Source organism: Streptomyces sp. NPDC048254 (genome assembly GCF_043201895.1).
In the GTDB taxonomy this organism is placed as follows: domain Bacteria; phylum Actinomycetota; class Actinomycetes; order Streptomycetales; family Streptomycetaceae; genus Streptomyces.
Window position 1 is genome coordinate 1,046,043 of the sequence record NZ_JBICZJ010000001.1, and the last position, 25,277, is coordinate 1,071,319.

24 protein-coding genes are annotated in these 25,277 nt (G+C 70.8%); 17 read left to right on the forward strand and 7 right to left on the reverse strand.

The genetic code is table 11. The features are described 5' to 3' along the window. Positions 1–102 precede the first annotated feature (102 nt). Positions 103–1,011 (reverse strand): N-acetylmuramoyl-L-alanine amidase, encoded by a 909-nt coding sequence (locus ACGFZQ_RS04750; RefSeq protein ID WP_393839147.1) that lies wholly within the window; start codon positions 1,009–1,011, stop codon positions 103–105. Positions 1,012–1,354: 343 nt separating this feature from the next. Between ACGFZQ_RS04750 and ACGFZQ_RS04755 the strand changes: the two genes are divergently transcribed. The 9 genes from ACGFZQ_RS04755 (at position 1,355) to ACGFZQ_RS04795 (ending at position 8,813) form a co-directional block, all read left to right on the forward strand. Next, on the forward strand, positions 1,355–1,759 hold the full coding sequence (locus tag ACGFZQ_RS04755; RefSeq protein ID WP_393839148.1) for a hypothetical protein: 405 nt from the start codon (positions 1,355–1,357) through the stop codon (positions 1,757–1,759). A 277-nt stretch (positions 1,760–2,036) separates the two neighbouring features. After that, a complete protein-coding gene (locus tag ACGFZQ_RS04760; protein WP_393839149.1) occupies positions 2,037–2,228 on the forward strand; it encodes a hypothetical protein in 192 nt (63 codons plus the stop codon). A gap of 183 nt (positions 2,229–2,411) precedes the next feature. Then, complete coding sequence (locus tag ACGFZQ_RS04765) at positions 2,412–2,654, forward strand: hypothetical protein (RefSeq protein ID WP_393839150.1); 243 nt, start codon at positions 2,412–2,414, stop codon at positions 2,652–2,654. Positions 2,655–2,793: 139 nt separating this feature from the next. After that, entirely contained in the window at positions 2,794–3,159 is a 366-nt protein-coding gene (locus tag ACGFZQ_RS04770) for an NUDIX hydrolase (protein ID WP_393839151.1), read from the forward strand. 1,791 nt (positions 3,160–4,950) lie between these two features. Continuing rightward, positions 4,951–5,691, forward strand: coding sequence for a DUF6879 family protein (locus ACGFZQ_RS04775; RefSeq protein WP_393839152.1), 741 nt, complete (start codon positions 4,951–4,953; stop codon positions 5,689–5,691). Continuing rightward, positions 5,688–6,536, forward strand: a complete 849-nt coding sequence (locus ACGFZQ_RS04780; protein ID WP_393839153.1) for a helix-turn-helix domain-containing protein — start codon at positions 5,688–5,690, stop codon at positions 6,534–6,536. The genes ACGFZQ_RS04775 and ACGFZQ_RS04780 overlap by 4 nt, the downstream gene beginning before the upstream one ends. 87 nt (positions 6,537–6,623) lie before the next feature. Next, positions 6,624–7,088: a hypothetical protein gene (locus ACGFZQ_RS04785; RefSeq protein ID WP_393839154.1), complete on the forward strand. Its 465-nt coding sequence runs from the start codon at positions 6,624–6,626 to the stop codon at positions 7,086–7,088. Further along, on the forward strand, positions 7,085–8,077 hold the full coding sequence (locus ACGFZQ_RS04790) for a DUF6415 family natural product biosynthesis protein (protein ID WP_393839155.1): 993 nt from the start codon (positions 7,085–7,087) through the stop codon (positions 8,075–8,077). Before ACGFZQ_RS04785 ends, ACGFZQ_RS04790 begins: the two co-directional genes overlap by 4 nt. Before the next feature lie 70 nt (positions 8,078–8,147). Next, positions 8,148–8,813: a class I SAM-dependent methyltransferase gene (locus ACGFZQ_RS04795; protein WP_393839156.1), complete on the forward strand. Its 666-nt coding sequence runs from the start codon at positions 8,148–8,150 to the stop codon at positions 8,811–8,813. Positions 8,814–9,070: 257 nt separating this feature from the next. Here ACGFZQ_RS04795 and ACGFZQ_RS04800 read toward each other — a convergent pair whose 3' ends face one another. Both ACGFZQ_RS04800 and ACGFZQ_RS04805 read right to left on the reverse strand, forming a co-directional pair. Next, positions 9,071–9,724: a class I SAM-dependent methyltransferase gene (locus ACGFZQ_RS04800; protein WP_393839157.1), complete on the reverse strand. Its 654-nt coding sequence runs from the start codon at positions 9,722–9,724 to the stop codon at positions 9,071–9,073. Between the two features lie 191 nt (positions 9,725–9,915). Further along, complete coding sequence (locus ACGFZQ_RS04805) at positions 9,916–11,667, reverse strand: MFS transporter (protein WP_393839158.1); 1,752 nt, start codon at positions 11,665–11,667, stop codon at positions 9,916–9,918. Positions 11,668–11,883: 216 nt separating this feature from the next. Here ACGFZQ_RS04805 and ACGFZQ_RS04810 point away from each other — a divergent pair, with 216 nt between their 5' ends. Both ACGFZQ_RS04810 and ACGFZQ_RS04815 read left to right on the forward strand, forming a co-directional pair. Beyond that, the gene (locus ACGFZQ_RS04810; protein ID WP_393839243.1) at positions 11,884–13,092 is read left to right on the forward strand and encodes a lipid-transfer protein; all 1,209 of its coding nucleotides are present in this window, start codon (positions 11,884–11,886) and stop codon (positions 13,090–13,092) included. Between the two features lie 73 nt (positions 13,093–13,165). After that, complete coding sequence (locus ACGFZQ_RS04815) at positions 13,166–14,587, forward strand: MFS transporter (RefSeq protein ID WP_393839159.1); 1,422 nt, start codon at positions 13,166–13,168, stop codon at positions 14,585–14,587. A gap of 177 nt (positions 14,588–14,764) precedes the next feature. On the opposite strand, the gene ACGFZQ_RS04820 is transcribed toward ACGFZQ_RS04815, so the two are convergent. After that, complete coding sequence (locus tag ACGFZQ_RS04820; protein ID WP_393839244.1) at positions 14,765–15,397, reverse strand: response regulator; 633 nt, start codon at positions 15,395–15,397, stop codon at positions 14,765–14,767. A gap of 260 nt (positions 15,398–15,657) precedes the next feature. Between ACGFZQ_RS04820 and ACGFZQ_RS04825 the strand changes: the two genes are divergently transcribed. Beyond that, positions 15,658–17,226: an alpha-L-arabinofuranosidase B gene (locus ACGFZQ_RS04825; RefSeq protein ID WP_393839245.1), complete on the forward strand. Its 1,569-nt coding sequence runs from the start codon at positions 15,658–15,660 to the stop codon at positions 17,224–17,226. Here ACGFZQ_RS04825 and ACGFZQ_RS04830 read toward each other — a convergent pair. Continuing rightward, the gene (locus ACGFZQ_RS04830) at positions 17,204–18,481 is read right to left on the reverse strand and encodes a sensor histidine kinase (protein WP_393839160.1); all 1,278 of its coding nucleotides are present in this window, start codon (positions 18,479–18,481) and stop codon (positions 17,204–17,206) included. The genes ACGFZQ_RS04825 and ACGFZQ_RS04830 overlap by 23 nt on opposite strands. A gap of 501 nt (positions 18,482–18,982) precedes the next feature. Between ACGFZQ_RS04830 and ACGFZQ_RS04835 the strand changes: the two genes are divergently transcribed. The 3 genes from ACGFZQ_RS04835 to ACGFZQ_RS04845 all read left to right on the forward strand — a co-directional run bounded on the left by ACGFZQ_RS04835 (position 18,983) and on the right by ACGFZQ_RS04845 (position 21,959). Next, complete coding sequence (locus ACGFZQ_RS04835) at positions 18,983–19,840, forward strand: MaoC/PaaZ C-terminal domain-containing protein (protein ID WP_393839161.1); 858 nt, start codon at positions 18,983–18,985, stop codon at positions 19,838–19,840. 71 nt (positions 19,841–19,911) lie between these two features. After that, on the forward strand, positions 19,912–20,988 hold the full coding sequence (locus ACGFZQ_RS04840) for a Zn-dependent alcohol dehydrogenase (RefSeq protein ID WP_393839162.1): 1,077 nt from the start codon (positions 19,912–19,914) through the stop codon (positions 20,986–20,988). 11 nt (positions 20,989–20,999) lie between these two features. Further along, positions 21,000–21,959, forward strand: a complete 960-nt coding sequence (locus ACGFZQ_RS04845; RefSeq protein ID WP_393839163.1) for a 3-oxoacyl-ACP reductase — start codon at positions 21,000–21,002, stop codon at positions 21,957–21,959. Between the two features lie 59 nt (positions 21,960–22,018). On the opposite strand, the gene ACGFZQ_RS04850 is transcribed toward ACGFZQ_RS04845, so the two are convergent. Together ACGFZQ_RS04850 and ACGFZQ_RS04855 are read right to left on the reverse strand one after the other, a co-directional pair. Beyond that, positions 22,019–22,171 (reverse strand): hypothetical protein, encoded by a 153-nt coding sequence (locus ACGFZQ_RS04850; RefSeq protein WP_351692390.1) that lies wholly within the window; start codon positions 22,169–22,171, stop codon positions 22,019–22,021. A gap of 117 nt (positions 22,172–22,288) precedes the next feature. Beyond that, the gene (locus ACGFZQ_RS04855) at positions 22,289–23,494 is read right to left on the reverse strand and encodes a hypothetical protein (RefSeq protein ID WP_393839164.1); all 1,206 of its coding nucleotides are present in this window, start codon (positions 23,492–23,494) and stop codon (positions 22,289–22,291) included. Positions 23,495–23,681: 187 nt separating this feature from the next. Here ACGFZQ_RS04855 and ACGFZQ_RS04860 point away from each other — a divergent pair, with 187 nt between their 5' ends. Together ACGFZQ_RS04860 and ACGFZQ_RS04865 are read left to right on the forward strand one after the other, a co-directional pair. Beyond that, positions 23,682–24,521 carry a Nif3-like dinuclear metal center hexameric protein gene (locus tag ACGFZQ_RS04860; RefSeq protein WP_393839165.1) on the forward strand — a complete coding sequence of 280 codons (840 nt, stop codon included), beginning with the start codon at positions 23,682–23,684 and terminating at the stop codon, positions 24,519–24,521. Further along, on the forward strand, positions 24,518–25,261 hold the full coding sequence (locus tag ACGFZQ_RS04865) for a C4-type zinc ribbon domain-containing protein (protein ID WP_351692877.1): 744 nt from the start codon (positions 24,518–24,520) through the stop codon (positions 25,259–25,261). The genes ACGFZQ_RS04860 and ACGFZQ_RS04865 overlap by 4 nt, the downstream gene beginning before the upstream one ends. Positions 25,262–25,277: the final 16 nt, after the last annotated feature.

Genomic DNA, 25,277 nt, shown 5'->3' on the forward strand with positions numbered 1-25,277 from the left:
GAAGGACACTATCGTCCGGTCGATCAGGCTGTCCGCCCGGTCCTGCCCGCCGATGTCTACTCCGCGCAGGAAACTCACGATTCCGTTACCCGCGGCGGTCGCCTATTTACGGAGGAAGTCCGCGATGCCGTCCGAGATGCCCTGCGCCGCCTTCTGCCGCCAGGCCCCGCTGGTCACCAGCGCCGCGTCCTTGCTGTCGCGCATGTTGCCGCACTCGATGAACACCTTGGGAACCGTCGACAGATTGAGACCGCCGAGATCCTTGCGTACGTCGAGACCGGTGCCGTCGCCGACGTAGTTGGACGGGGAACTGCCGGTCGCCTTCGCGAAGTCGCTCTCGATGCGCTCGCCCAGGGTGCGCGAGGGGCCGACGATCGGGCGGGTGTCGGCGCTGCCGGAGTGCACGGACGCGGGCAGGATGACGTGGAAGCCGCGGTCGCCCTCGGGCGCCCCGTCGGCGTGGATGGAGATGGCCGCGTCGGCGTGCGTGTCGTTCCCGATCTTCGCCCGCTGGTCCACGCACGGTCCCCAGACGGGACGGTCCCCGTCATGGGTCAGTTTCACCGTGGCGCCCTGCTCCTCCAGCAGCGTCCGGAGCCGGTGCGCGACGTCGAGCGTGAACCGCGCCTCCGAGTAACCGGCGTTGGTGGAGGTTCCCGTCGTGTCGCACTCCTTCCAGTTCGTCCCGATATCCACCTTCTGGTTGATCTCGGACGTGTGCTGGAAGTTCCCCGGGTTGTGCCCCGGGTCGATGACGACGACCTTGCCCTTCAGCGGGGGAGCCGCACTGGGGCTGGGCACCTTGGCGTCATCGCCGGGCGACACGGGCGCCGACCTGGGCGTCGCCGCGTCCGCGTCCCCGCCACCACTCCCGCCGGGCTTGCCCACTCCCTCGAACACCACCCAACCGAGCAGCGCACCGGGCACGAGCGCGGCGAGAGCGACGGTCATGGGCGCCCGCCGGGAGCGCCGCTGCTGCTGGGAACCGAATTCCGGGCCTGTGTACGACACGTCTGCCACCCTAACCGCCGTCCGGGGTGTCCATACGGTCCGTGAGGGCCGTTGGGATGACGGCTCAGGGGCGGTTCTTCCGCCCCCGTCCGCATGGACTGTGAGAGATGTGTGAGACGGCCGCTGTACCTTTCAGGACTCGGCAGCCCGTGCCGATCGCCGCGCACCTCAACCGTGAGGTGCCACGCGGGTTCTGACCGCAACCTCCTGCACCAAGTGGCCCCCGCCTCGGCTGTCGAGGACGGGGGCTTTCTGCATCGTTCATGCGACCGACGTACCTCCCTGTACCCCGCGCGACGGCGCCTAGAGTTCGCACAGCACCCGAACACCTCTGGGGGGAACCATGAGAGCCCGCATCACCATCGCTGCCATCACGGCCGCGCTCGCCATCACCCTCGTCGGCTGTAGCAGCGACAGCAAGATCGACGCTGCCGAGCCGAAGACCAGCGCGCGCAGCAAGCCCAGCGCCGACATCAGCGCCGCCGAGAAGGCCGTCGGCATCCCGCCCGAGCCGACTGCGGTCATGCGTGTCGAACTCCTACGCGCCCTTGCCGCGGCTAACCAGGGCATCGTGAAGTACGAGGACAAGGCCATCGACGCCGCGCGTAACCAGTGCAGCGCACTCGACAGCGACAAGGCTGACTGGGCCGCTTCCCAGCGCTTCACCTACAAGGACGTCACGACCACCGAGGCGCAGGGCAAACAGATCAACGAGGCGCTCAAGGGCCTCAACTTCTGCAAGGTCTGACCACACCGCACCACCGGCAAGGACGTCGCCGACCACGAGTCCCGCCTCCGCACGCTGGAGCACACCATCTGGCGTGCGGCCGGTAACGCCGCCGTCCTCGGCGCGGGTGCCGGAGTGCTCGCCCACTTCCTCATGCGATGACCGCGGCCCTGCTCTCCTTCGGGAGGGCGAGGCCGCTTTCGTGCGTCCGGGGCCAGCCCTGGGCATCGATGGTCCTGACGAACCGGTGGACGGCGCGTGATAGACCGAATGCTCACACCCAAGGGAGGGGCCCGGAATGACGTACGCCGAAGACCCGAAGCGTCTGGCGCGCCTGCTGCGAGACCTCGCAGACGCTTTGGAGGCCACGGGAGTCAACCCGATCGGAGCCACCAATGAACGGCATCTGATGGACGACGCCCGGTCGGCCGCTCGTGAGCTTGACTCAAGTGCCGGCGGCAGGATGCCTGGAGGGTTCGCCGCCTTCTGAAGCCATCGCCGTGTCCTGTCCCAGGGCGTCGGGCCCCCAGATCACCCAATGAAACGGTTCGGGAAGCCGCGGACATTCCCGCGCTGCCACGGAAAACGGCTCCGGCTGCGCCTCGGACGAAGCATGCACAACGCCTGGCGTCGAACCCGTGACGCCGGCACCCGTTGAACGGGAAAATGAGCCATGGAGACCGTCATCAAGGTCATCGTGGGGCTGAAGTTTGTGGGCCTCGCGCTCTTCGGTGTCGTGCTGGTCATCAGCTTCGTCTACACGATCGCCGTCGGCCCTGACGATCCCGCGTCGAAACAGGGGTCCACCGCCGTCTGCAAGGACGGCACGGTTCTGCAACCGCCGTGGAATCTCTGCGGGCAGGAACACGGCTACCTCGATCACTGGACGACGGCCCCGGACGCCACGGTCCCGTAGCCTCCGGCCGAGTCGCCTGAGGGAGTTCTCCCTATGCGCCTCCCCGCCCTGCCTCCCTCCCCGACTTCCGAAGGGCATCTGTGACCCTGGCGTCGAGACCGGGTAGATCAGGGTGATGGGCGAGGATCCAGTCGAGGCTATGGCCGTAATCGTCGAAGAGGGCCGCCTTCTTCTGATCCGCCGCAGCGTCGCCGAGGGAGGCCTCGTGTGGGCGCTCCCCGGCGGCGTCGTCGAACCAGGCGAGACCGCAGAGCAAGCGGCGGCGCGGGAAACTCTCGAAGAGACCGGGCTGACCGTGGAAGCCGTTGAAGAGCTCGGCGGGCGTGTGCACCCTGACACCGGCCGACGCATCGCCTACGTGGCTTGCGCGATCCTTGATGGCGCTGCGCACGCCGCATCGCCGCGGGAGGTCTCCGCCATGGCTTGGGCGGCCCGCGACGAGATCCCCTGGTACGTGCCGCGCGGCCTGTACCCGCCCGTCCAGGCCTACCTTGACCGCCAGTAGCGGTGACCCTCTGCATGGTTCTCCCGACCGCGCAGGGGACTCTTCATGCCCGTCGCGCCCACAACGCGTGGCAGCACACACAGCGACGGAATGCGGTGAGACTTCGCATGTGGCATGCCGACAAACACGGCTGAGTCCGGCATTACATGTCGAGATGCCGAACTGTTTCGCCACACAGGCGGCTTACTGCGGCACGGGCAGCGCCACGGGCTGGTCTTGCCCGTCCCACTTCACATGGATCGCGTTCAACGGAGGGAGCCCCATAGCCCTCATGACGTGGAACTCGTGTCCCTCCCCAGGTTCCAGAGTGACGCCGTAAGGAGCGTTTCGACACTGGCCCGGTTCTCCGGCTTGAACCGTGGTCACATTTATTGCGGGCCCTGTGCCAGCGTTCCGCAGGATGTACCGGCCCGGGGGCCTTCGTATTCCCATCTCCGGCCCCGCGACTGCGGGCTCCACCTTCAGGTCCGGCTTCGGCCGCGCAGCTTCCGCTTCGGCATCCCGCCTCTCTACCGCCTCGCGCTGCATCTCAGCGAGCACAGCCTCATCCGCCGCCGCCGAGCGGGCTGCCGCCTCCGCAGATTGCTTGGCGGCCTCCGCAGATTCCTTGCTGTGCTTCAGGGCAATGCCGCTTATAACAGCCGCCATGATGGCCACAGCCAGAGCGCCCCAGCTTGGCGCGTCTCCCCCAGTTCATGAGAGCACGGTAGCGGTGGTCCCCCGGTGCCCCGCATCTGCGCCCATCCGCTCAGCCAACGGCTTCGAATCACACACGAGGGCATCGGGAAGCGAGGCCCTCACCCGTGGCCGGCTGTTGCCGGGACGCTCCAGCCGGGCCACGAGAGCCGTGCCAAGCACGTGCCATCGCCGAGAAAACCAGCAGGTCAAAGACCAACCAACCGCATCCCTTATGCGGTGTGGGGTTCACTCGTGCAGCGTCACAACACGGACACACCGCCCACACTCCCGCCCCTGCGCGGGGCATGATGCCCACCTCCACACGCACGTCCAGGGGGGACCATGCGCGCCCGCACCACCACCGTAGCCGCCGTTCTACTGCTCGGCGCGACCGCCACTGCCTGCGGCAGCAGCAGCGAGCCCAAGGCGATCCGAGTCACCGTCACTCAGACCGTCACGGCCACGCCTGGAGACGAAGGCGCTTCCGCCGACACGTCCTCGTCCAAGACGTACACCTTCGGCGACCCGTGGGAGTTCGAGAGCTCCGACACCACTGATCCCTTCGAAGGGTCAGCCACCGTGCTCGGTTACAAACAGGGCATCAGCTCCGTAGGCAGCGCCAGCGAAGAGGCCGGCCAGTCGGGCTACGTGTGGGCATACGCAGACCTGAAGGTGTGCTCAACGAAGGGCTCGTACACGGACGACACCTCGAGCTGGACGCTCTACTACAACGACGGCAGCCGGATTGACCCGTCGAGCAGTATGTACGGCGACTTCCCGAAGCCCGAGTTCCCTGTCCAAGTCACGATTACGGCAGGCAAGTGCGCGCGAGGCAAGCTCGTGTTCCCGGTCCCGGGGGCAAGAGGCCTGCGTCTGTGCTCTACGCGCCGTCGGGATTGGATGACCCGAAGGAGTGGACGGTCCCGAAGGCGTAGGCGAGAAGAGCCCCCAGCGCAGGCCGTAATGGACCGCCTGGGGGCTTTCTGTTGCCCGACACCGGATTGCGCGCAACCGCGCCGTCCGACCGTCAGCGGGCAATCTGCGGCAATCCTCAAGCGATCCCGGGCCATCCCGCGCATCCTGAACACCCGACCACCAGGCGACGGAGGCGACATGACGCTCAGGCTCCTTGGCACGACCAGCGAGGAAGGCGACTGCCCCACCCTCTACGAGATCGAGGGCACCGACGAGATCCTCGTCCAGGGCGACCGCGAGACCACCCCCGAGCACCTCGCGCAGCTGCGGGACGTCAAGCCGTCCGAGAGCTTTGTACGGGTCCCGCGCAGCCTGCTGGCCCGCTACGCGCCCCAGGCCGCTGCCCCCGAGCTCCAGCCATTCGCCTCCATCACCCACCTGTTCCGCGAGTTCCGGCACACGGCCTGGCGGCTGGAGACCCGCCGCGGCTACGCCTCCGACCTGAAGAGCCCCAACTGGCCGAAGTTCCAGGCGGGCGAGTCGTTCGGCTTCAACCCGGACAGCGCCTGGCATGCCAACGTCCGTGCCCAGACCGAGGCAGGGAAGCGATTCGAGCGGGTCCGGCTGGTCGACGAGCCGATGACCGAGGGACAGCGGTTCCTGCTCGCGACGGGCCAGGGAGCCGTGGCCGCCGGCGAAGACATCCGCAACCTCACCCGCAGCCACGCCGAGCAGCTGCGGCTGCCCGACTTCGACTTCTGGGTCTTCGACAGCCGGATCGTGGCCCGGTTCGCGTTCGACGAGAACAACGCCACCCTCGGCGTGTACGTCACCGAGGACCCCGCCGAAGTCCTCGCCGCCTGCCAGGCCCGGGACGCTGCATGGCATCGCGCTGTGCCTACGCGAGAGTTCGCCGAACGGGTACGTTCCACCGTGTGAGCACCGACTTCCAGACCGCCCGCGAAGCCCTCGGCGCGCGCCTGCGCGAACTGCGCGTCGAGGCAGGACTGGAAGGCAGGGCCGTCGCCGCCGAACTCGGCTGGCAGACCTCGAAGGTCAGCCGCCTGCAGAACGGCAAGCAGACCCCCACCCGCGACGACCTCACTGCCTGGACCCAGGCCATCGGCCGACCCGACGTCGAGGCCGAACTGCACGGGCTGCTCGCCGCCCTGGACATGAAACAGCAGCACCGGTCCTGGCGGCGGCAGCTGGCCGGCGGACACCGGGCGCGCCAAGAGATCGCCGTCCGGCAGACCGACAACACCACGATGATCCGCGGCCTAGAAGTCGTCCGCGTGCCGGGCCTGTTCCAGACCCCGGAGTACGCGCGGGTCCTGTTCGAGACGAACGCCGCGTTCCGCGGGATCCCTTCGACGACCGAGGCCGCGGTCGAGGCCCGGATGCGCCGCCAGAACGCGCTGTACGACCCGGAGAAGACGTTCCGGTTCCTGGTGTGCGAGGCCGCGCTCTACCACCGGTCATGCCCTGCTGACGTGATGGCCGAGCAACTCGACCGGCTGTACAACCTCGTCGGGCAGCGGCGCATCGAGGTCGGCATCCTGCCGTTCGGGGCGCAGTTGCGGCGCACTGCCCCGCACGCGTTCTGGATCTATGACCGGCGGCTGGTCATCGTTGAGACCATCAGTGAGGAACTGTGGCTCAATGGCGACGAGGACATTGAGCTGTACGAACGGGCCTGGGATTGGCTCGCCGAGTCCGCCGAGCACGGACCCGCGGCACGCCGTCTGATCGGCCGCGCGCGGGCCTCCCTGGACCTCACATAGGCAATCCGCCGCAAGCCCCCGGTCTACATGCGCAATCGGGCGCAATCGGCCTGCAGGCGGGCAATCACAGCCCCTACGGTCCCGGGCATGGCCCAACCCACCAGCACCGCCCTGCGGTACGAAGCCGGTGATGCGTGGCTCGCCAACTGCGCCCCGCACGCCCACCTTGTACGTGAAGCCTGGTCGAAAGACGCCCTGGCCCCCATAACGTCCGGCGCCCACTGGCTCGTCGCCGCCGCCCGGCTCGTCCACACCATGCCGGCCCTCACCCGCATCCCCGAAGGGCAGCGCGGCCCCGTCCTCGCGGACACGCAGGGCGACAGCGCCTGGTGGCTCGTGCCCCTCGACGCCGCCGAGGAACTCGCCGACGTCCGCTCAGTGTCCGTGAAGCCGCCCGGCTGGACCCTGGACTGTCCGCCCGCTGGCCGGATGCTGTTCGGGCACCTGTGGCTGAACCACCCGGACGGGACGGGCGTCCTCACCGCCCCTGCCGTCCTCGCGGCCGCGCTCGGCCCGGGCGGCTACCGCTTCCGGACGGGGGTGCAGGAATGACCGCAGGCGTGTCCATGACCGAGGCACAGCAGCAGCTTGCGCCGGACATCGCGACCATGCGCAGCACCGCGCAACGGTTCCTCGCCCCGGACGCCCGCCCCATCCCCACCGACGAGGTGACGACGCTGCGGGCCGCGCTGCGCGGGCAGATCGAAGAACTCATCCCCACCATTGAGGCGATGACCCGCCAGCTCCCGGCGGACGACATCCCGAGCGCATGCGCCCTCGCCTGCACCAGGGAGGCCAGCATGCGGCTCGGCCTGCGCCCCGGCTACAACAGCCCCGGCCAGATGACGGTGGCAATGAAGCTCGCCCGGTCCGTGATGGCCCTGTGCGACCACTACGAAAACCTTGGCGGCCAGCCGGTCACTCCGTCCCCAGTAGGCGCCTCAAGCCGCCGCCCCGGCTCCCCACCCATGGACAGGTCGGGCAGCCGGGGCAGCTCTGAGCCGCCTCCCGCACCACGGTGCGAGAGGCCCGGCGCCCCGACCGAGGGCGCCCATCCACAACAGGAGGAAGACGTGACCGTCGCATTAGAGCGTCCCGTGGGTACCGACCCGCTCACCCTGGTCGACTCCGAGGTGAGCGACCTGCTCACCCGTCGGATCGTCACCGACCACCCGGAGGTCAGCGCCGACACCGCGCGCCGCATCGTCGGCCAGGCCGCCGCGTTCATCGCCGCGTCCGGTCGGCAGCCGGGCCAGTCCCTCGCCCCGAGCATGCTGGTCGACTACGGCTGGCACGCGTTCATCCTGCACACCGCCGACTACGCCGAGTTCTGCCAGCGCGTCGTCGGCCGCTTCGTCCACCACGTCCCGATCGCCGAGAACGAGCAGGCCCCCGGCGGGCCGCAGGCCACCCGAGACCGCACCCTCGCCGCCATCACGGCCGCCGGGTACGCCATCGACGAAGAGCTTTGGCCGGACACGGCCGACTGCACCCAATGCCACGCGGGGTGCACCGACAGCCCGAACAGCGGCAAGCACTGACCCATCCTGTGCAAGACTCCAGCCGCCCGAATCTCCAGTCGGGCGGCTGGCCCTCCGAGCGGAGCACCACGTGACTGACACGGCGATCGCCTGGGACACCTACTCGCGGCAGCGCCCCGAACGGCGGCCGGTGAACTCGCGCGGCGAAACCACCTGGTTCAACTGGACCCAGTACGAAGACCACGGGCCGAACGCCGAACTCCTCGACGTCGCCCCCGGGGCCCGCGTCCTGGATTTGGGCTGCGGCAAGGCCGGCAACGCTGCCCACCTCGCCGCCCTCGGCATGCACGCCGTTGGCGTCGACGTCTCCCCCAAGCAGCTCACCGCGGCGCGCGCGCGGTGGAGCGAACTGCCAGGCCTGGAGCTGCACCAGGCGGAAGCCGTCCAGTTCCTTCAGCAGGCCCGAGAATTCGACGCCGTCTACTCGGTGTTCGGCGCCCTGTGGTTCACCGACCCGGCCCGGCTGCTGCCCGCCATTCGCGCGCGGCTACGGCCGGGCGGCCGGCTCGTGTTCTCGCAGCGGCCCCCGGTCGAGGGCTGCTACGGCTGTCAGGCGTCGTACATCCCCCGCGGCAGCGACGAGGACCCGCTCGTCGTGAAGCGCTGGGACTACGAACGCGATGCGTGGAAACAGCTGCTCGCCGAGCACGGCTTCGGCGATGTGCGCGCCGAAGTGCTGGCCGCGCCGCCCGGGCGGCGCACGGTGGGAACGCTGATCGTCTCGGCGCGGGCTTGAGCCGCCCAGTCGGGCCAGCGGTTATCCCGGCCTCGGCCGCGTTCGCAGCCGTCACCTGATCGCCCGTCCGGTTCGGCACCCCAGGCGTAACGCGGGCTGGACGGGCTCAAGGCCCCGGCGGGTACACCTCTCCTGCCGGGGCGTCTTCCTGCCGTTCAGTGACCACGCGGCGGCTTCAGCGCCGCCTCGGTCGAACCCCGAACGCGAACCGTCCTGCGCAGCTGGTCCACCAGGAATTCGCGACTCTAACCGCGCCCTCAGATCCCCGCCCCCGTTCGCCGCAGGACGCGCAGCGAGTCGTGCGCCGAGACCTCCGTGAACGCGCCCGAGTCCAGGGCGCGGAGGTAGACGCGGTAAGGGGCCTGGCCGGTGAACTCATCCTTCGGGTCCGGGAAGACGTCGTGGATCAGCAGAAGGCCGCCTTGGGCCACATGGGGGGCCCAGCCCTCGTAGTCGGCGGTGGCGTGCTCGTCGGTGTGGCCGCCGTCGATGAAGACGAACCCGAGGGGCGAGTTCCAGAACGCGGCGATCTGCGGGGAACGGCCGACGACGGCGACGACATGGTCTTCGAGCCCGGCCCGGTGCAGGGTGCGCCGGAACGTCGGCAGCGTGTCCATCAGCCCGAGCTCCGGGTCGACCGTCTCCGGGTCGTGGTAGTCCCAGCCCGGCTGCTGCTCCTCGCTGCCCCGGTGATGGTCGACGGTGACAGCGGTGACCCCGGTGGCGCGCGCCGCGTCGGCGAGGAGAAGCGTGGAGCGTCCGCAGTACGTCCCCACCTCCAGGAGGGGCAGGCCGAGTTCCCCGGCTTCGACAGCGGCCGCGTACAGCGCCAGCCCCTCGTGCGGGGGCATGAACCCCTTGGCCTTCTCGAACGCGGCGAGGATCTCGGGCTTGGGGGCGGCCGAGGCCATGGGGGTCCTTTCGGTCGATACGACGTTCCGGCCACCCATGCTGCCGCACCCCCTGCCGGACTCCGGCAGGGGGTGCGGATGCAACGTCCTCAGGGTTGGCGCGCCCTTGGGGGCGCGGGGCCGTATCAATGTGCGGCTCCGCCGCGTGGGCGCGACCAGCCCCCACACGCCCGCAGCCGACAACGCGCCCGTTAAGCCGTAACAGTCTCTCCCGGCAACGAGAGATCCAGGTCAACGGCCCGCTCATCCCCCGCATGCGAAGCCGAAGAAGCCAACGGCCCATGCCCCGCCGCCTTCGCGGCCAGCACGTACGCCCCCTCGGTAGGCACCGTCAGCGCATACGTACCGTCGTCACCGGACAGCGTGGCGCCCGCCTGCCGCCCCCGCCGGTCGATCAGCGTGACCTTGGCGCGGGCGACCGGAACGCCCGCGGCGTCCAGCACGCGCCCACGGAAGCCCCGCAGCACCTCCTCGGCGTCGGCCAGCACCGCGTCCTCGTCGCTGCTCGCCCGCAACCGCGTGTGCTGGGCGACCTCCGCCGCCGGCGTGCTCCGCTTCGGCAGCAGCAGGGCGAGGACCAGGCCCACGGTCACCGCACCCGTCGCGATCAGGAAGGAGACCCGGAAGCCGTGCATGGTCGGGATGTTGACGCCGCCCACGTTGTTCGCCGTGTTGGCCAGCACCATGCCGATGACGGCGCTGGACACGGACGTACCGATGGACCGCATCAGGGTGTTGAGACCGTTCGCCGCGCCCGTCTCCGACGCCGGCACCGCGCCGACGATCAGGGCCGGGAGGGACGAGTACGCGAGGCCGATGCCGGCGCCCAGCACCACCGCGATGACCAGGCTCTGCCAGGCCGCGCTCATCAGGCCGAGGCCCGCGCCGTAGCCGATGCCGATGATCAGCATGCCGAGGATCAGGGTGGTCTTGGGGCCGTACTTGGCGGACAGCCGGGCGTAGACGGGGGCCGTGAACATCATCGTCAGGCCCAGCGGGGCGACCAGCAGACCGGCGGTGACCATCGACTGGCCGAGGCCGTAGCCGGTGGCCTTCGGGAGCTGGAGCAGCTGCGGCAGGACCAGCGAGACGACGTAGAAGCTGACGCCGACCATGATCGAGGCGAGGTTGGTGAAGAGCACCGCCGGGCGGGCCGTGGTGCGCAGGTCGACCAGTGGGGCCTTGACCCGCAGCTCCATCACGCCCCACAGGAGGAGGACGACGGCGGAGGCGGCGAAGAGGCCGAGGGTGGTGCCGGAGGTCCAGCCCCAGTCACTGCCCTTGGTGATCGGGAGGAGGAAGAGGACCAGGCCGACGGAGAGACCGATCGCGCCCAGGACGTCGAACGTGCCCTCGGCGCGCGCCGGGGACTCCGGTACGGCGAGGAGGGTGAGGGCGATGGCCATGACGCCCAGGCCGGCGGCGCCGTAGAACAGGGCGTGCCAGTCGGCGTGCTGCGCGACCAGGGCCGCGGCGGGCAGCGCGAGGCCGCCGCCGACGCCGATCGAGGAGCTCATCAGGGCCATCGCCGAGGCGAGCTTCTCGCGCGGCAGCATGTCGCGCATCAGGCCGATGCCCAGCGGGATCGCGCCCATGGCGAAGCCCTGCAGGGTGCGGCCGACGATCATCGTGAGCAGTTCGCTGGTGAGTGCGCTGACCAGCGCGCCCACCACCATCACGGAGAGGCTGAATATCAGCATCCGCCGCTTGCCGTACAGGTCGCCGAGGCGGCCCATGATCGGAGTGGCCACGGCGCCGGACAGCAGCGTCGAGGTCAGGACCCAGGTGGCGTTGCTGGGCTCGGTGCCCAGCAGTTGCGGCAGGTCCTTGATCACCGGAACGAGCAGGGTCTGCATCACCGCGACCACGATGCCCGCGAAGGCGAGTACCGGGACCACGGCCCCGCTCGCGCCCCGGGCGGGCTGGTCGGTCGTGTGCGTCATGGAGTGAGGCCTCCGGGCCAAGAGAGTGACGGGAAGTGCGCGAAGGGACGGATCCGGCATCGGATAAGTGGTGGGTAAACCTCGTATGCACAGGCAACTATTCCGTTGCTTCGAGCTGCTAACGAATTCTTGACCGTCCCATGGGTTTCTGATCCGCCGTCAGGCTCTGGTCAATTTATGGAACGTGTTCTAGTCTCACGCGCCATGAGTGCCACGATGAGTGCCGTGAGTGCTACGAGGGCGTATGTCGCCGGGGTCGGAATGACCCGGTTCGAGAAGCCCGAGACCCGCGACTGGCAGTACTGGGACATGGTCCGGGAGGCGGGCGGGTCCGCGCTCGCGGACGCGGGCATCTCCTACGGTGATGTGGAACAGGTTCCTGTTGGCTACTGCTTCCAGCCCTCCACCGCGGGCCAGCGCGCCGCCTATGAACTGGGTCTCACCGGCGTCCCCGTCTACAACGTCAACAACAACTGCGCCACCGGCGCCACCGCCCTGATGCTGGCCCGCCAGCTCGTCGAGGGCGGGGCGGCCGACTGCGTCCTGGCCCTCGGCTTCGAGAAGATGAAGAGGGGAGCGCTGGGGGGCGGGGCGGACAGTGACGACTTCTCGACGTCACCCGTCGCCCGGCACTACGGGATCATGGCCGCCCGGCACGGCTTCGAGATGACCCCGCCCACCGCGCAGATCTTCGGCGACGCGGCCCGCGAGCACATGGAGCGGTACGGCACCACCGAGGCACAGCTCGCCGCCGTGGCCGTCAAGAACCACCGGCACTCCGCGCACAACCCGTACGCCCAGTTCCAGGACGTGTACGACGTCGCCGGCGTCCTCGCCGCCCGCACCGTCCACCGCCCGCTCACCAAACTCCAGTGCTCGCCCACCTCCGACGGCGCGGCGGCGGCCGTGGTCGTCTCGGAACGGTTCGCCGAGCGGCGCGGGCTCACCGGCCTCGTCGAGATCGTCGCGCAGGCGATGACGACGGACACCGAGGAGTCCTTCACGTCGGGCTCGTGCATCGACGTCGTCGGGCAGCCGATGTCACGGGCGGCGGCCCGCCGGGTGTACGACCGCTCGGGACTCGGCATCGAGGACGTCGACGTCGTGGAACTGCACGACTGCTTCTCCGTCAACGAGCTGCTGACGTACGAGGCGCTCGGCATGTGCCCGGTGGGCGAGTCGGGCAAGCTCGTCGAGTCCGGGGCGACGACGTACGGCGGCCGCTGGGTGGTGAACCCCTCCGGAGGGCTCATCTCCAAGGGGCACCCGCTCGGCGCGACCGGCCTCGCGCAGACCGCCGAACTGGTGTGGCAGCTGCGGGGCACGGCGGGGGAGCGGCAGGTGCCGGACGCGCGGGTGGGGCTCGCGCACAACATCGGGCTGGGCGGGGCGGCGGTGGTGACCATGCTCCGGAAGACGGTGTAGGCCGTACGACCGAGGACCAGGTGGGCCGAAAAGCCGATGCAAGGACCGTAACCGGCTTGAGAGCATGACGGTCATGCTCGAAGCCGCGGACACCTCACGAATATCCCGCCGTACCGCGACCCCCACCTGGCTGGTGGTCGCGCTGGCGTGTGCCGGGCAGTTCCTGGTCGTGCTCGACGTGTCCGTGGTGAACGTGGCCCTGCCGTCGATGCGCGCGGACCTGGGGCTGAGCGCGTCCGGCCTGCAGTGGGTGGTGAACGCGTACGCCATCGCCTTCGCCGGCTTCATGCTGCTCGGCGGGCGGGCCGGTGACCTGTACGGCCGTAAGCGGATGTTCCTGGTCGGGCTCGCTCTGTTCACGCTGGCCTCGCTCGGCGGCGGCCTCGCCCAGGACGGCTGGCAGCTGCTGCTCGCCCGGGCCGTGCAGGGGCTGGGTGCGGCGGTCCTCGCGCCCTCGACGCTGACCCTGCTCACGGCCGCCGTGCCGGAGGGCCCGGCCCGGGCGCGGGCGATCGCCACCTGGACGGCGGTCGGGGCCGGCGGCGGCGCGGCCGGCGGGCTGGTCGGCGGGGTGCTGGTGGACGTGCTGTCCTGGCGCTGGGTGCTGCTGATCAACGTGCCGGTGGGCGCGCTGGTCCTCGCCGGGTCCGTGCTGTGGCTGACGGAGAGCCGGGCCGGGGACGGACGGCGGCTCGACCTGCCCGGCGCGCTGCTGGTGACAGCGGGCCTCGCGACCCTGGCGTACGGGGTCTCGCAGACCGAGGCCAAGGGGTGGACGGCCGCCGCCACCCTGGTCCCGCTGGCCGCCGGGATCGCCCTGCTCGGGCTGTTCCTGGCCGTCGAGGCGCGTACGGCGGCCCCGCTGATGCCGCTCGGCCTGCTCGGGCGGCGGACGGTGGCGTCGGCCAACGCGGCCATGCTGGTGTCCGGGTCGGCGATGTTCTGCATGTGGTACTTCATGACGCTGTACGCCCAGAACGTCCTCGGCTACTCCCCGCTGGAGGCGGGCCTCGCCCTGGTGCCCAGCTCGGTCGCGGTGCTCGTCGGCTCCAAGCTGGCGCCCCGGCTGATGCGGCGGGCGGGCACGCGGCCGGTGGCGGTGACGGGCACGCTGATCGCGGCGACCGGGTTCGGCTGGCAGTCGACCATGGGCCCGCACGGCGCCTATACGACGGCGATCATGCTCCCCGGGATCCTGATGATGCTCGGCGCGGGCCTGGCCGCGACCCCGCTGGCCGCGCTGGCCACCTCCGGGGCGGCGCCGGGGGAGGCCGGGCTGCTCTCGGGGCTCGTCAACACCTCGCGCACGATGGGCGGTTCGCTCGGCCTCGCGGTGATGTCGACGGTCGCGGCGGCCCGGACGGGCGAGGACGGCGGGGCGGCCGCCCTCACGGAGGGGTACGCGGCCGCCTTCCGCACCAGCACGGGGGTGCTGCTGGCCGGGGCGGTGCTGATGCTGCTGTGGCTGCCGCGGCGGACGGCTGCCGTGACGTAGTGCCGGAATTTCCGGCGCGGCGGGCAACGGTCCGGGCTGTTCCACGACGTTGGGCATACCGCGGCAGTTTGATGTGGAGTGCCGGTAAGACGGGCACACGTGCCCGCACAGCGGTGCTCATTTCCAGAGCTTCAAGGTCGGCTGCCGGCCGCGGCTGATGCGCAGGGCACAGGGAGCTCACAGCCACCCCTGCTGCCGGGCCTCCCGTACCGCCTCCGTGCGGTTGCGGGTGCCGGTCTTGCCGATCGCGGCGGACAGGTAGTTGCGGACCGTCGACTCCGACAGGTGCAGCTTCGCCGCGACGTCGGCGACGGTCGCGCCGTCCACCGACGCCTTCAGCACATCGCACTCGCGGGCGGTGAGCGGGTTCGGCCCGGCGCTGAGCGCGGCCGCGGCGAGCGCGGGGTCGACCACGTTCTCCCCGGTGAGCACCTGCCGGATCGCCCGGGCCAGGTCCTCGACCGGACCGTCCTTGACGAGGAAGCCGGCCGCCCCGGCCTCCATGGCCCGGCGCAGATAGCCGGGCCGGCCGAAGGTGGTCAGGATCAGCACCCGGCAGTCGGGCGCCTGCGCGCGCAGCTCCGCCGCGGCGTCCAGGCCGCTGATCCCCGGCAGTTCGATGTCGAGGAGGGCCACATCGGGCCGGTGGACGAGCGCGGCGTCCACGATCGCGTCACCCGTCGCGACCTGGGCGACGACCTCGATGTCCGGCTCCATCCCGAGCAGTAAGGCGAGGGCCCCGCGCATCATGCCCTGGTCCTCGGCGAGCAGCACCCTGATCGACTTGGCGGGCCGGTGGTCCCGGGGCATCTCGTTCGCAGGCTCGTACACAGCCCAAGCCTAGCCTCGGGCCCGGCAATTAAAGAGTGGTCCTTGTTCCGCGCCGCAGGGCTTGACGGCGGTTGACCGTGCTCAAACAATCACCTCTGCAATTCTCTGAATTCCCGGCCAATGGTCGGTATTTCGATCGCCGAATAGGTTCGGTATTTCGATCGAACGACGTTCGGTATACCGACCAGGAACCCGCACCGCCCTACGAGGAACCGAAGAAGAGGTGCATCGTGTTCTCAGTGTCCCTACGAGCCCTGCGCTCCTGTCCGCCACGCGTCAGGAGAGCCCTGCTGTCCGCGCTCGCGGCCTTCGCGACCGTCGCCGCGCTCGTCGTCGGGGCCGGCGCCCCGCAGGCCGCCGCCGCGAGTTCGCTGCCCTGTGACGTCTACGCCACCGCCGGCACGCCGTGCGTGGCCGCGCACAGCATGGTCCGGGCGCTGTACTCGTCGTACAGCGGATCCCTGTACCAGGTGCAGCGCGCCTCGGACGGCGCCACGGCCGACATCGGTCTGCTGGCCGCCGGCGGATACGCCAACGCGCCCGCGCAGGACTCCTTCTGCTCCGGTACGACCTGCATCATCACCAAGATCTACGACCAGTCCAGCAAGCACAACGACCTCACCGTCGAGGGTGCGGGCGGGGCCGGCGCGGCCGATGTCGGGGCCCCGGCGGACGCGCTGCCGGTGACCGTCGGCGGGCACCAGGTCTACGGCCTGGAGATCTCGGCCGGCATGGGCTACCGGGACAACTCCACCTCCGGTGTCGCCACCAACGGCGCCGCCGAGGGGATGTACATGGTCACCTCCGGCACCCACGTCAACGGCAGCTGCTGCTTCGACTACGGCAACGCCGAGACCAACAACAAGGACACCGGCAACGGCCACATGGACGCCATCAACTTCGGCACCGAGTGCTGGTTCGCGCCCTGCTACGGCTCGGGCCCCTGGGTGCAGGCGGACCTGGAGAACGGGCTGTTCCAGTCCAACCTCGGCTACAGCACCAACTCCTCCAACACGGGGACGGGCGCGACACCTTTCGTCACCGCGTTGCTGAAGAACAACGGCCAGGACCATTTCGCACTGAAATGGGGAAACGCGCAATCCGGCGGTCTCACCACCACGTATTCCGGCGGTGAGCCCACCACCAGCGGCTACTCGCCCATGCACCAGGAGGGCGCGATCGTCCTCGGTACCGGCGGGGACAACAGCAACGGCTCCATCGGCTCGTTCTTCGAGGGTGTGATGACCTCCGGCATCCCGACCGACGCCGCCGACAACGCCGTCCAGTCCAACATCGTCTCCGTCGGCTACGGCGGCGCGACCGGCTCCACCGGCACGCTCAGCCCCGGCTCGGAGATCTCCCTGAAGGCCACGACGTCCTGCTGCACCACCGACTACGTCCGCCACCAGGCCAACGCGGCCGTCCTCTCCGCCGTCACTTCCAGCAGCTCCGCCCTGGACAAGAGCGACGCCACCTGGATCGTCCGCCGCGGACTGGCCGGCAGCTCCTGCGTCTCCTTCGAGTCGCGCAACTACCCGGGCGACTTCCTGCGGCACTACAACTTCAAGCTCCTGCGGCAGCCCATGGACGGCACCGCCACGTTCAGAGCCGACGCCACGTTCTGCCCGGAGACCGGCAAGAGCGGCACGGGCACCTCGTTCGCCTCGTACAACTACCCGACGCGCTATCTGCGCCACTACAACTACAACGTCTACATAGCGAGCGACGGCGGTTCCAACGCCTGGGACAGCGCGACCTCGTGGACCGACGACGTGAGCTGGGTCGTCAGTTCGCCCTGGGCGCCGTAGTCGTCACCGTCATAGCGGTCAGCAACTCCAGCGACTCGGTGGGGAGTTCCGCGGTGACCTTGAAGCCGCCGCGTGGCGACGGGCCGGCTCTCAGAGAGCCGCCCGCCGCCGCGAGGCGCTCGGTCAGCCCCTTCAGGCCGGTGCCGCCGACGCCCTCGTGGCGGGGCTCGGCGGCGTTCGCGCCGGTGCCGTCGTCGGTGACCGTCAACCGGACCTGCTCGGCGCCGCTGTCGACGGTGATCTCGCAGCGGGTGGCGTCGCTGTGCCGGACCACGTTGGTGACCGCCTCGCGCACCACCCAGCCCAGCAGTGTCTCGGTCTGCGGGGCGAGCGGCGTCCCGGTCTGCCTGACGACCGGCTCGACGCTCGCCGCCGAGAGGGCCGAGCGGGCCCGGTCGAGTTCCGTGGCCAGGCTGCCCTCGCGGTAGCCGGTGACCGCCTCGCGGATCTCGGTGAGCGCCTGCCTGCCGACCGACTCGATGTCGGAGATCTGGGAGAGGGCCGCGTCCATGTCGCGGGGGGCGAGGCGGCGGGCGGCCTCCGACTTGACGACGATCACCGAGAGGGTGTGGCCGAGCAGGTCGTGCAGATCCCGGGAGAAGCGCAGCCGCTCCTTCTCCACCGCGCGCCGGGCCAGCTCCCCGCGGGCCGCGCGCAGCTCCCGTACCGCCTCGGACAGGGAGAGGATCGCGGCGGTCACCATGGTGGACAGGAAGGTGCCGTAGGCGACGTTGATCGCGTCCCAGCCCGCCCGGAACACGGAGACCGCCGCCGCGAGGGCGGTCAGCGACAGGCCGATCCGACCCAGCCGCGGGCCGCGCAGGCAGGCCCCGGTGGCGAGGCCGAGCAGCGGGAAGAAGTACAGCCAGCTGCCGCCGTAGCCGAGGGCGAGGCCGCAGGTGAGCAGGCCCATCAGGCCGAGCGCCGCCCGCGTCGGGACCGCCTCGCGCTTCTCCTTCACGAAGGAGCGGAACACGACGTAGATGTAGAGGGAGTTGAAGGCGAACAGGCCCAGGCCGCCGATCCAGGGGTTGGGGGTCTTGCCCTGGAGGAGGTTGGAGAAGGAGCCCAGCCCCAGCAGCAGCCACGGCAGCAGGGAGAAGCCGCTCGGTGGCGGACCCGGGTTCTCGGGCCACTCGCCCTTGCGGCGCGCCTCCTTCTGCGCGGCCCTGAACTCCGCCCTGTCGGCCTTCCACTGAGTCCGCGCCGCCTGCCACCGGCGTATCTGGCAGGTGATCCCTCGCATCCAGGACATCTCTCTTGCTCCCCCGGTCACACGGTCCGCCCGGTCCGGCGGTACGCCGACACGGTCTTGGCCGCCCCCGCGAAGGACACGGCCCGCTCTGTCCGGCCTGCCGTCCCACCCGTCCAAGTCATGACCACGAGGCTACAAACCCGGGCCGCCGCACGGCAGATGCGCTTGTACGGACTCGGGCAGGACAAATGTCCTGGCCCGGTCCCGCTGTATCTTTCGGCCCAGCTGGATCTGACACTGCGTCAGGAGCCTTCACAAGTGTGGAGCGCTCCGCTATACAAGGGGCGCTGGACTGGAACGCGTTCTAGGGAGGGTCCGGCGGATCAGGCCGGCTGCGGGCGACAGCGCTTCTCGGCCGGGCCGAGCGGGCCGGACGCGCGTGCCGGGCCCGACGCCGACCTGATGCGCCGGACGCCCCCCGGGACCCGCTCCGTGGACGACCTCGGCGCGGCCGACGGTGCGGACGGTCGTGCCGAGGTCTTGAGACACCTCAGGAGCCGTATGCCCATCGACGCAGCCAAGGCCCTCGCCGCCGAACCCCGGTCCGGGGAGATCGGCTGGGAGCGCCGGGACGTCCAGCTCTACCACCTCGGCATCGGCGCGGGCCGGCCGGCGACCGACCCCGACGAACTGCGCTACACCCTGGAGACCCGGCTGCACGTGCTGCCCAGCTTCGCCACCGTCGCGGGCGCCGGCTCGCCCGGGGTGATCAGCGGACTGTCCATGCCCGGCGTCGACGTCGACCTCGCCAAGGTGCTGCACGGCGGCCAGTCCCTGACCCTGCACCGGCCCATCCCGGTCGCGGGCACGGCGACCGCCACCGGCCGGATCGCCGCCGTGTACGACAAGGGCAAGGCGGCCGTCCTGGTGATGCGCACCGAGGTCGCGGACGCCGACGGCCCGCTGTGGACCAACGACGCGCAGATCTTCGTACGGGGGGAGGGCGGCTGGGGCGGCGACCGCGGCCCCGCCACCCGCCTGGACCCACCCGCCGGCGAGCCCGACCGGACCGTCGAGCGCCCGATCCGCGAGGACCAGGCCCTGCTCTACCGCCTCTCCGGCGACTACAACCCGCTGCACGCCGACCCGGAGTTCGCCAAGCTCGCCGGCTTCGACCGGCCCATCCTGCACGGGCTGTGCACCTACGGCATGACGCTCAAGGCGGTCGTGGACACCCTGCTCGGCGGGGACGTGAGCAGGGTGCGGTCGTACACGACGCGGTTCGCCGGGGTGGTCTATCCGGGGGAGACCCTGCGCATCCGCATGTGGCAGGGCGACGCGCAGGTCCGCGTCGCCGTCAGTGCCGTCGAGCGGGAGGACGCGCCCGTCCTCGCCGACACGATCGTCGAACACTCCTGATCCAGCTTGATCCAGCTTGATCCAGCTTGAACCAGCTCGGTCCAGAACGCAGTCGAGGGGAGAGCCGCACCATGCGCGCAGCCGTACTGCAGGAGACAGGCCAGGAGAAGCTTGAGGTCCTCGACGACGTCGAGGCGGTCGGATTCGGCCCCGGCCGGGTGCGGATACGGGTGCGCGCCACCGGGCTGTGCCACTCGGACCTGTCGGCGATGAACGGGGTGCTGCCGCAGCCGGCCCCGTTCGTGCCGGGCCACGAGGGCGCGGGCGAGGTCCTGGAGGTGGGGGAGGGCGTCACCCGGGTGAAGCCGGGCGACCGGGTGGTCGTCTGCTGGCTGCCGGCGTGCGGGGCGTGTCCGGCCTGCAAGCGCGGGCAGACCGAACTGTGCCTGGCCGGGTTCATGAACGCCGGCACCCCCAACTTCAGGCGCCCCGGCGGTGACGTCTTCGGCTTCGCGGGCACCGGCACCTTCGCCGAGGAGGTCGTGGTCGACGCCGGGTGCGCGGTGCCGATCCCGGACGACGTGCCCTTCGACATCGCCGCGCTGATCGGCTGCGGGGTGACCACCGGGCTCGGCGCGGCCCTCAACACGGCCGATGTGGAGGCCGGTTCGTCGGTCGCAGTGATCGGGTGCGGAGGGGTCGGGATCTCGGCGATCCAGGGAGCGCGGCTCAAGGGCGCGGCCGAGATCGTCGCCGTCGACCCGGTCGCGTCGCGGCGCGAGTCGGCGCTCAGGTTCGGGGCGACGAAGGCGGTCTCGCCCGACGAACTGCCCGGCGCCAAGCAGGAGGTGACCGCCGGCGAGGGCTTCGACTACGTCTTCGAGGTCGTCGGCAGGTCCGCCACCGCCCGCACGGCGTACGAGAACACCCGGCGCGGCGGCACCCTCGTGGTCGTCGGCGCCGGCGCCATGGACGACTTCCTCCAGCTCAACATGTTCGAGCTGTTCTTCGACGAGAAGCGGATCCTGCCGTCGATGTACGGCGGCGGGGACGTGGTCGGCTCCTACGAGCGCACGATCGCCCTGTGGCGGGCCGGCCGCGTCGACCTGGAGGGCCTGATCACCCACCGGGTGCCGCTGGCGGAGATCAACGAGGCCCTGGACCAGATGCGCACCGGCACCGCGCTGCGCACCTGCATAGAGATCTGAGGGGCCGCCGTATGCCGGAAAGGACACTGTCGGAACGGCCACTCGAAGGGCTCAGCGCGATCGTCACGGGCGCGGGCCGGGGGCTCGGCCGGGCCGAGGCGCTCGAACTGGCCCGGCTGGGCGCGGCCGTCGTCGTCAACGACTTCGGCCAGCCGGGCCGCGACGGCTCGGGGACGGCCTCCACGGGCCCCGCCGAGCAGGTCGCCGAGGAGATCCGCGCCGCGGGCGGCCGGGCCGTCGCCCACACCGGAGACATCGCCGACTTCGCACAGGCGCGAGACCTTCTCACCCTGGCGACAACCCATTACGGAAAGCTGGACATCCTCGTCAACAACGCCGGCATCCTGCGCGACCGCATGGTCTTCTCCATGACCGAGGACGAGTGGGACTCGGTGATCCGGGTCCACCTCAAGGGCCACTTCAACACCACCCGCTTCGCGGCCGCGCACTGGCGGGAGCGGTCCAAGGCGGCCGGCGGCGCCAAGGTGTACGGCCGGATCGTCAACACCTCCTCCGAGGCCTTCCTCGCCGGTTCCGCGGGCCAGCCCAACTACGCGGCGGCGAAAGGCGGCATCGTCGGCCTGACCACCTCCACCGCCCTCGCCCTCGCCAAGTACGGCGTGACCGCCAACGTGATCTGCCCGCGGGCCCGCACCCGGATGACCGAGGACGTCTTCGCCGGGTTCGAGCGGCCCGCCGAGGGCCTCGACCCGCTCGCCCCCGAACACGTCGCCCCGCTCGTCGGCTACCTGGCGTCCCCGGCCGCCGAGCGGATCAACGGCCAGCTGCTGGTCGCGCACGGCGGCATGGTCGCGATCGTCGAACGGCCGCGGGTCCAGGCCAGGTTCGACAGCAAGCAGAACACCTTCGACTACGGCGAACTCGACGCCCTGCTCACCCCGCACTACGCCGACCGGCCGCCGGGGGAGACCTTCGCGGCGGCGGAGGTGCTGGGGCTGAAGCGGCGGTAGCGACGCAGACGACAGCGGCCCCACCCCCACGGGCGGAGCCGCTGTCGTACGACGTACCGTCAGGCCGCGGTCTCGGCCGGCTCCGGCTTGCGGTGCCGGCCGCTCGGGGCCGATTCGCCGTCCTGGGCCGAGACCGGACCACGGTGCTTGCCGTGGCTGTCGGACTCGTGCAGGTCGGCGGACAGGTGCTGAGACGTGCTGGTGTCGCTCATCGGAAGAATTCACCCCGTCAACATGATCTTTCTTACAGCGCGGCGAGTTTAACCAACCCACCACAGGGCGAATCCAGGCAGGCACGCCGACCGGTGCTACTTCGTTACAAGCCTTCTCTACTTCGTTACGAGCCGCCCCAGCGGGGCCTGTTGCAAGGGCACCGGCCGGGCCACGACAGGCTCCGGAGGATCCGGTTCCGCCGGCTCCCCGGGCATACCCGACGCCCCGGCAGCCGTGCCGTCCCGAACCGGATCTCCCGGGCCCGCGTCCCCCGGCCCCCCGTGTTCCCCCGTCTCCCCCCAGGGCACCGCGACCTCCGCCACGCCGCACGGGACCTCCCCCGTGGCGTACGGCAGCCGCAGCACCCCGTCCTGCGTCCACAGCCCGGCACCGGCCAACCACCCCTGCGGCGCCGGGAGATGGCACACCCCGCGGGCCCTCGGCCGCCAGGCACCGAGCCAGCTGCCGAGCGGCCCGTCGATGCGCAGCGCCACCCCGCAGCTCTCCGGCATCAGCACCAGCCCCGGCTGGATCGCGAACGGCGTCACCGTGCACTCCGCCAGCCGCAGGCTCTCCGGGAAGCGCACCGGCAGCGTGCTGCCGAGGACACCCCAGCCCAACCGTTCCTGCCCGGGGCTGGGCGCGTCCGACCCGACCAGGATCAGCCCGCTGTCCGGGTCGGCGACCAGCAGCCGGTCGTCGCTGTCCGCCGCGATCTGCAGCAGCGGCGACACCTCGCCGCCCCGCGCCAGATCGACCACCACCGCCTTGTTCCGCCCGCCCAGCTCCCGGTCCAGGGCCAGCATCCGCCCGCACCGGTCCAGCCAGACCCCGCCCGAACAGCGTCCCGGAACCACCGCGAGCCGCTCCGGCCCGAAGGCCCCGCCCGCCACCAGCCACACCACCGAGGAGCGCGGCCCGACGGCGAGCGCGTAGGCGTCACCGCCGCCCGGCGCGGGCGGCAGCAGCCGCAGCGAGGTTCCCGCGTCCGGGCACTCCACCGCGCCCAGCGGCAGCTCACCGGTACCGGGCCCGGTCGGATAGAGCAGCGCGAAGTGGTGCCGCCCGTCCACCAGCCGGCGGATGAGCACCCGCCCGTCGCCCATCGGCTGCACCTCCGTGCCCGGCTCCTCGGGCTGGTTGCCGGGCAGCGGCACGGCATACGGCTCGGGGCCGTCCAGCGTCCACCGCTCCGGGTACCAGGAACCTTCCTGCCGGGCCAGCCGGGCCGCGTACGCCCCGTCCGCCGTGATGGTGCAGCCCGCTCTCGGCGCGCTGTCGTCCTCGTCCGCAGCCGAGGGTTCGATCGCACAGGCCGTCATCGCTCGGTCACCTCCGGCAACGAAGCTAGTTTTCGCACGCACAGGCGGGGGACCGGCGGTCGGCGACTTCACACATATGGATGCACACGCGGCGATTCACCTGAGGAAACGGGGACGGGTGTGCTGGGCGTCGCCTCCCGTGGGCGAGCAGGTACGGCCCCGGGGAACAGGCAGGTAGCCTTTCCCCGTGCCCCGTCTGTCAGAAGTCATCGCCGCGCTGGAGAACCTGTGGCCCGCCGCGCGGGCCGAGTCCTGGGACGCGGTCGGCACCGTCGTGGGCGACCCCGAGCAGGAGGTCACCCGGGTCCTCTTCGCCGTCGACCCGGTGCGGGACATCGTCGACGAGGCGGTGAAGCTGGGCGCCGACCTGCTGGTCACCCACCACCCCCTCTACCTGCGCGGTACGACGACGGTCGCGGCGAGCCACTTCAAGGGCCGGGTGGTCCACACCCTCATCAAGAACGACATCGCGCTGCACGTCGCCCACACCAACGCCGACACCGCCGACCCGGGCGTCTCCGACGCGCTCGCGGGCGCCCTGGACCTGCGGGTGGTACGCCCCCTCGTCCCGGACCCCACCGACCCGGAGGGCCGCCGTGGCCTGGGCCGGGTCTGCGAACTGGACCACCCGGTCAGCCTCGGCGAACTCGCGCGTCGGGCGGCCGAGCGCCTCCCCGCCACCGCGCAGGGCATCCGCGTCGCCGGCGACCCCGAGGCCCTCGTCCGTACGATCGCCGTCAGCGGCGGCTCCGGCGACAGCCTCTTCGACGTCGTACGCGCCGCCGGGGTGGACGCCTTCCTCACGGCGGACCTGCGCCACCACCCGGCCTCCGAAGCCCTGGCCCACAGTCCCCTCGCGCTGCTCGACGCGGCGCACTGGGCCACCGAATGGCCCTGGTGCGAGCTGGCCGCAGCCCAGCTCGACGAAATCTCCGACCGCCACGGCTGGGACCTTCGCGTGCACGTCTCCAAGACGGTCACCGACCCCTGGACCAGCCACTCCCCCTCCCTTGGAGCCCCCAACTGAACGCCGCGCCCGCCGACCAGATCCGACTCCTCGACGTCCAGGCCCTGGACGTCCGCCTCCAGCAGCTGGCGCACAAGCGGAAGTCGCTGCCCGAACACGCCGAGATCGACTCGCTGACGAAGGACCTCACCCAGCTGCGCGACCTGCTCGTGGCCGCGCAGACCGAGGAGAGCGACACCGCCCGCGAGCAGACCAAGGCCGAGCAGGACGTGGACCAGGTGCGCCAGCGCGCCGCCCGCGACCAGCAGCGCCTGGACTCCGGCGCGGTCACCTCCCCGAAGGACCTGGAGAACCTCCAGAAGGAGATCGTCTCCCTCGCCAAGCGCCAGGGCGACCTGGAGGACGTCGTCCTGGAGGTCATGGAGCGCCGCGAGTCCGCCCAGGAGCGGGTCGCCGAACTGACCGAGCGGACCGGCGCCGTCCAGGGCCGGATCGACGAGGCCACCGCCCGCCGCAACGCCGCGTCCGGAGAGCTCGAGGCCGAGGCGGCCACGGTCACCAAGGAGCGCGAGGTCATCGCGGGCACGGTCCCGGCGGACCTGCTGAAGCTCTATGACAAGCTGCGCGAGCAGCAGGGCGGCATCGGCGCGGCCAAGCTGTACGCGCGCAGCTGCCAGGGCTGCCGTCAGGAGCTCGCCATCACCGAGCTGAACGAGATCCGCTCGGCCGCGCCCGACACGGTGGTGCGCTGCGAGAACTGCCGCCGCATCCTGGTGCGCACGTCCGAGTCGGGTCTGTAGGAACACTTAAGGGGCG

What these genes read in the sequence shown, in the direction of transcription:
- ACGFZQ_RS04755 (WP_393839148.1), top strand. Translation starts at nt 1,355, where the DNA reads ATGAGAGCCCGCATCACCATCGCTGCCATCACGGCCGCGCTCGCCATC.
- ACGFZQ_RS04760 (WP_393839149.1), top strand. Translation starts at nt 2,037, where the DNA reads ATGACGTACGCCGAAGACCCGAAGCGTCTGGCGCGCCTGCTGCGAGAC.
- ACGFZQ_RS04765 (WP_393839150.1), top strand. Translation starts at nt 2,412, where the DNA reads ATGGAGACCGTCATCAAGGTCATCGTGGGGCTGAAGTTTGTGGGCCTC.
- ACGFZQ_RS04770 (WP_393839151.1), top strand. Translation starts at nt 2,794, where the DNA reads ATGGCCGTAATCGTCGAAGAGGGCCGCCTTCTTCTGATCCGCCGCAGC.
- ACGFZQ_RS04775 (WP_393839152.1), top strand. Translation starts at nt 4,951, where the DNA reads ATGACGCTCAGGCTCCTTGGCACGACCAGCGAGGAAGGCGACTGCCCC.
- ACGFZQ_RS04785 (WP_393839154.1), top strand. Translation starts at nt 6,624, where the DNA reads ATGGCCCAACCCACCAGCACCGCCCTGCGGTACGAAGCCGGTGATGCG.
- ACGFZQ_RS04790 (WP_393839155.1), top strand. Translation starts at nt 7,085, where the DNA reads ATGACCGCAGGCGTGTCCATGACCGAGGCACAGCAGCAGCTTGCGCCG.
- ACGFZQ_RS04800 (WP_393839157.1), bottom strand. Translation starts at nt 9,724, where the DNA reads ATGGCCTCGGCCGCCCCCAAGCCCGAGATCCTCGCCGCGTTCGAGAAG.
- ACGFZQ_RS04805 (WP_393839158.1), bottom strand. Translation starts at nt 11,667, where the DNA reads ATGACGCACACGACCGACCAGCCCGCCCGGGGCGCGAGCGGGGCCGTG.
- ACGFZQ_RS04810 (WP_393839243.1), top strand. Translation starts at nt 11,884, where the DNA reads ATGAGTGCCGTGAGTGCTACGAGGGCGTATGTCGCCGGGGTCGGAATG.
- ACGFZQ_RS04815 (WP_393839159.1), top strand. Translation starts at nt 13,166, where the DNA reads ATGCTCGAAGCCGCGGACACCTCACGAATATCCCGCCGTACCGCGACC.
- ACGFZQ_RS04820 (WP_393839244.1), bottom strand. Translation starts at nt 15,397, where the DNA reads ATGCCCCGGGACCACCGGCCCGCCAAGTCGATCAGGGTGCTGCTCGCC.
- ACGFZQ_RS04830 (WP_393839160.1), bottom strand. Translation starts at nt 18,481, where the DNA reads ATGTCCTGGATGCGAGGGATCACCTGCCAGATACGCCGGTGGCAGGCG.
- ACGFZQ_RS04835 (WP_393839161.1), top strand. Translation starts at nt 18,983, where the DNA reads ATGCCCATCGACGCAGCCAAGGCCCTCGCCGCCGAACCCCGGTCCGGG.
- ACGFZQ_RS04840 (WP_393839162.1), top strand. Translation starts at nt 19,912, where the DNA reads ATGCGCGCAGCCGTACTGCAGGAGACAGGCCAGGAGAAGCTTGAGGTC.
- ACGFZQ_RS04845 (WP_393839163.1), top strand. Translation starts at nt 21,000, where the DNA reads ATGCCGGAAAGGACACTGTCGGAACGGCCACTCGAAGGGCTCAGCGCG.
- ACGFZQ_RS04850 (WP_351692390.1), bottom strand. Translation starts at nt 22,171, where the DNA reads ATGAGCGACACCAGCACGTCTCAGCACCTGTCCGCCGACCTGCACGAG.
- ACGFZQ_RS04855 (WP_393839164.1), bottom strand. Translation starts at nt 23,494, where the DNA reads ATGACGGCCTGTGCGATCGAACCCTCGGCTGCGGACGAGGACGACAGC.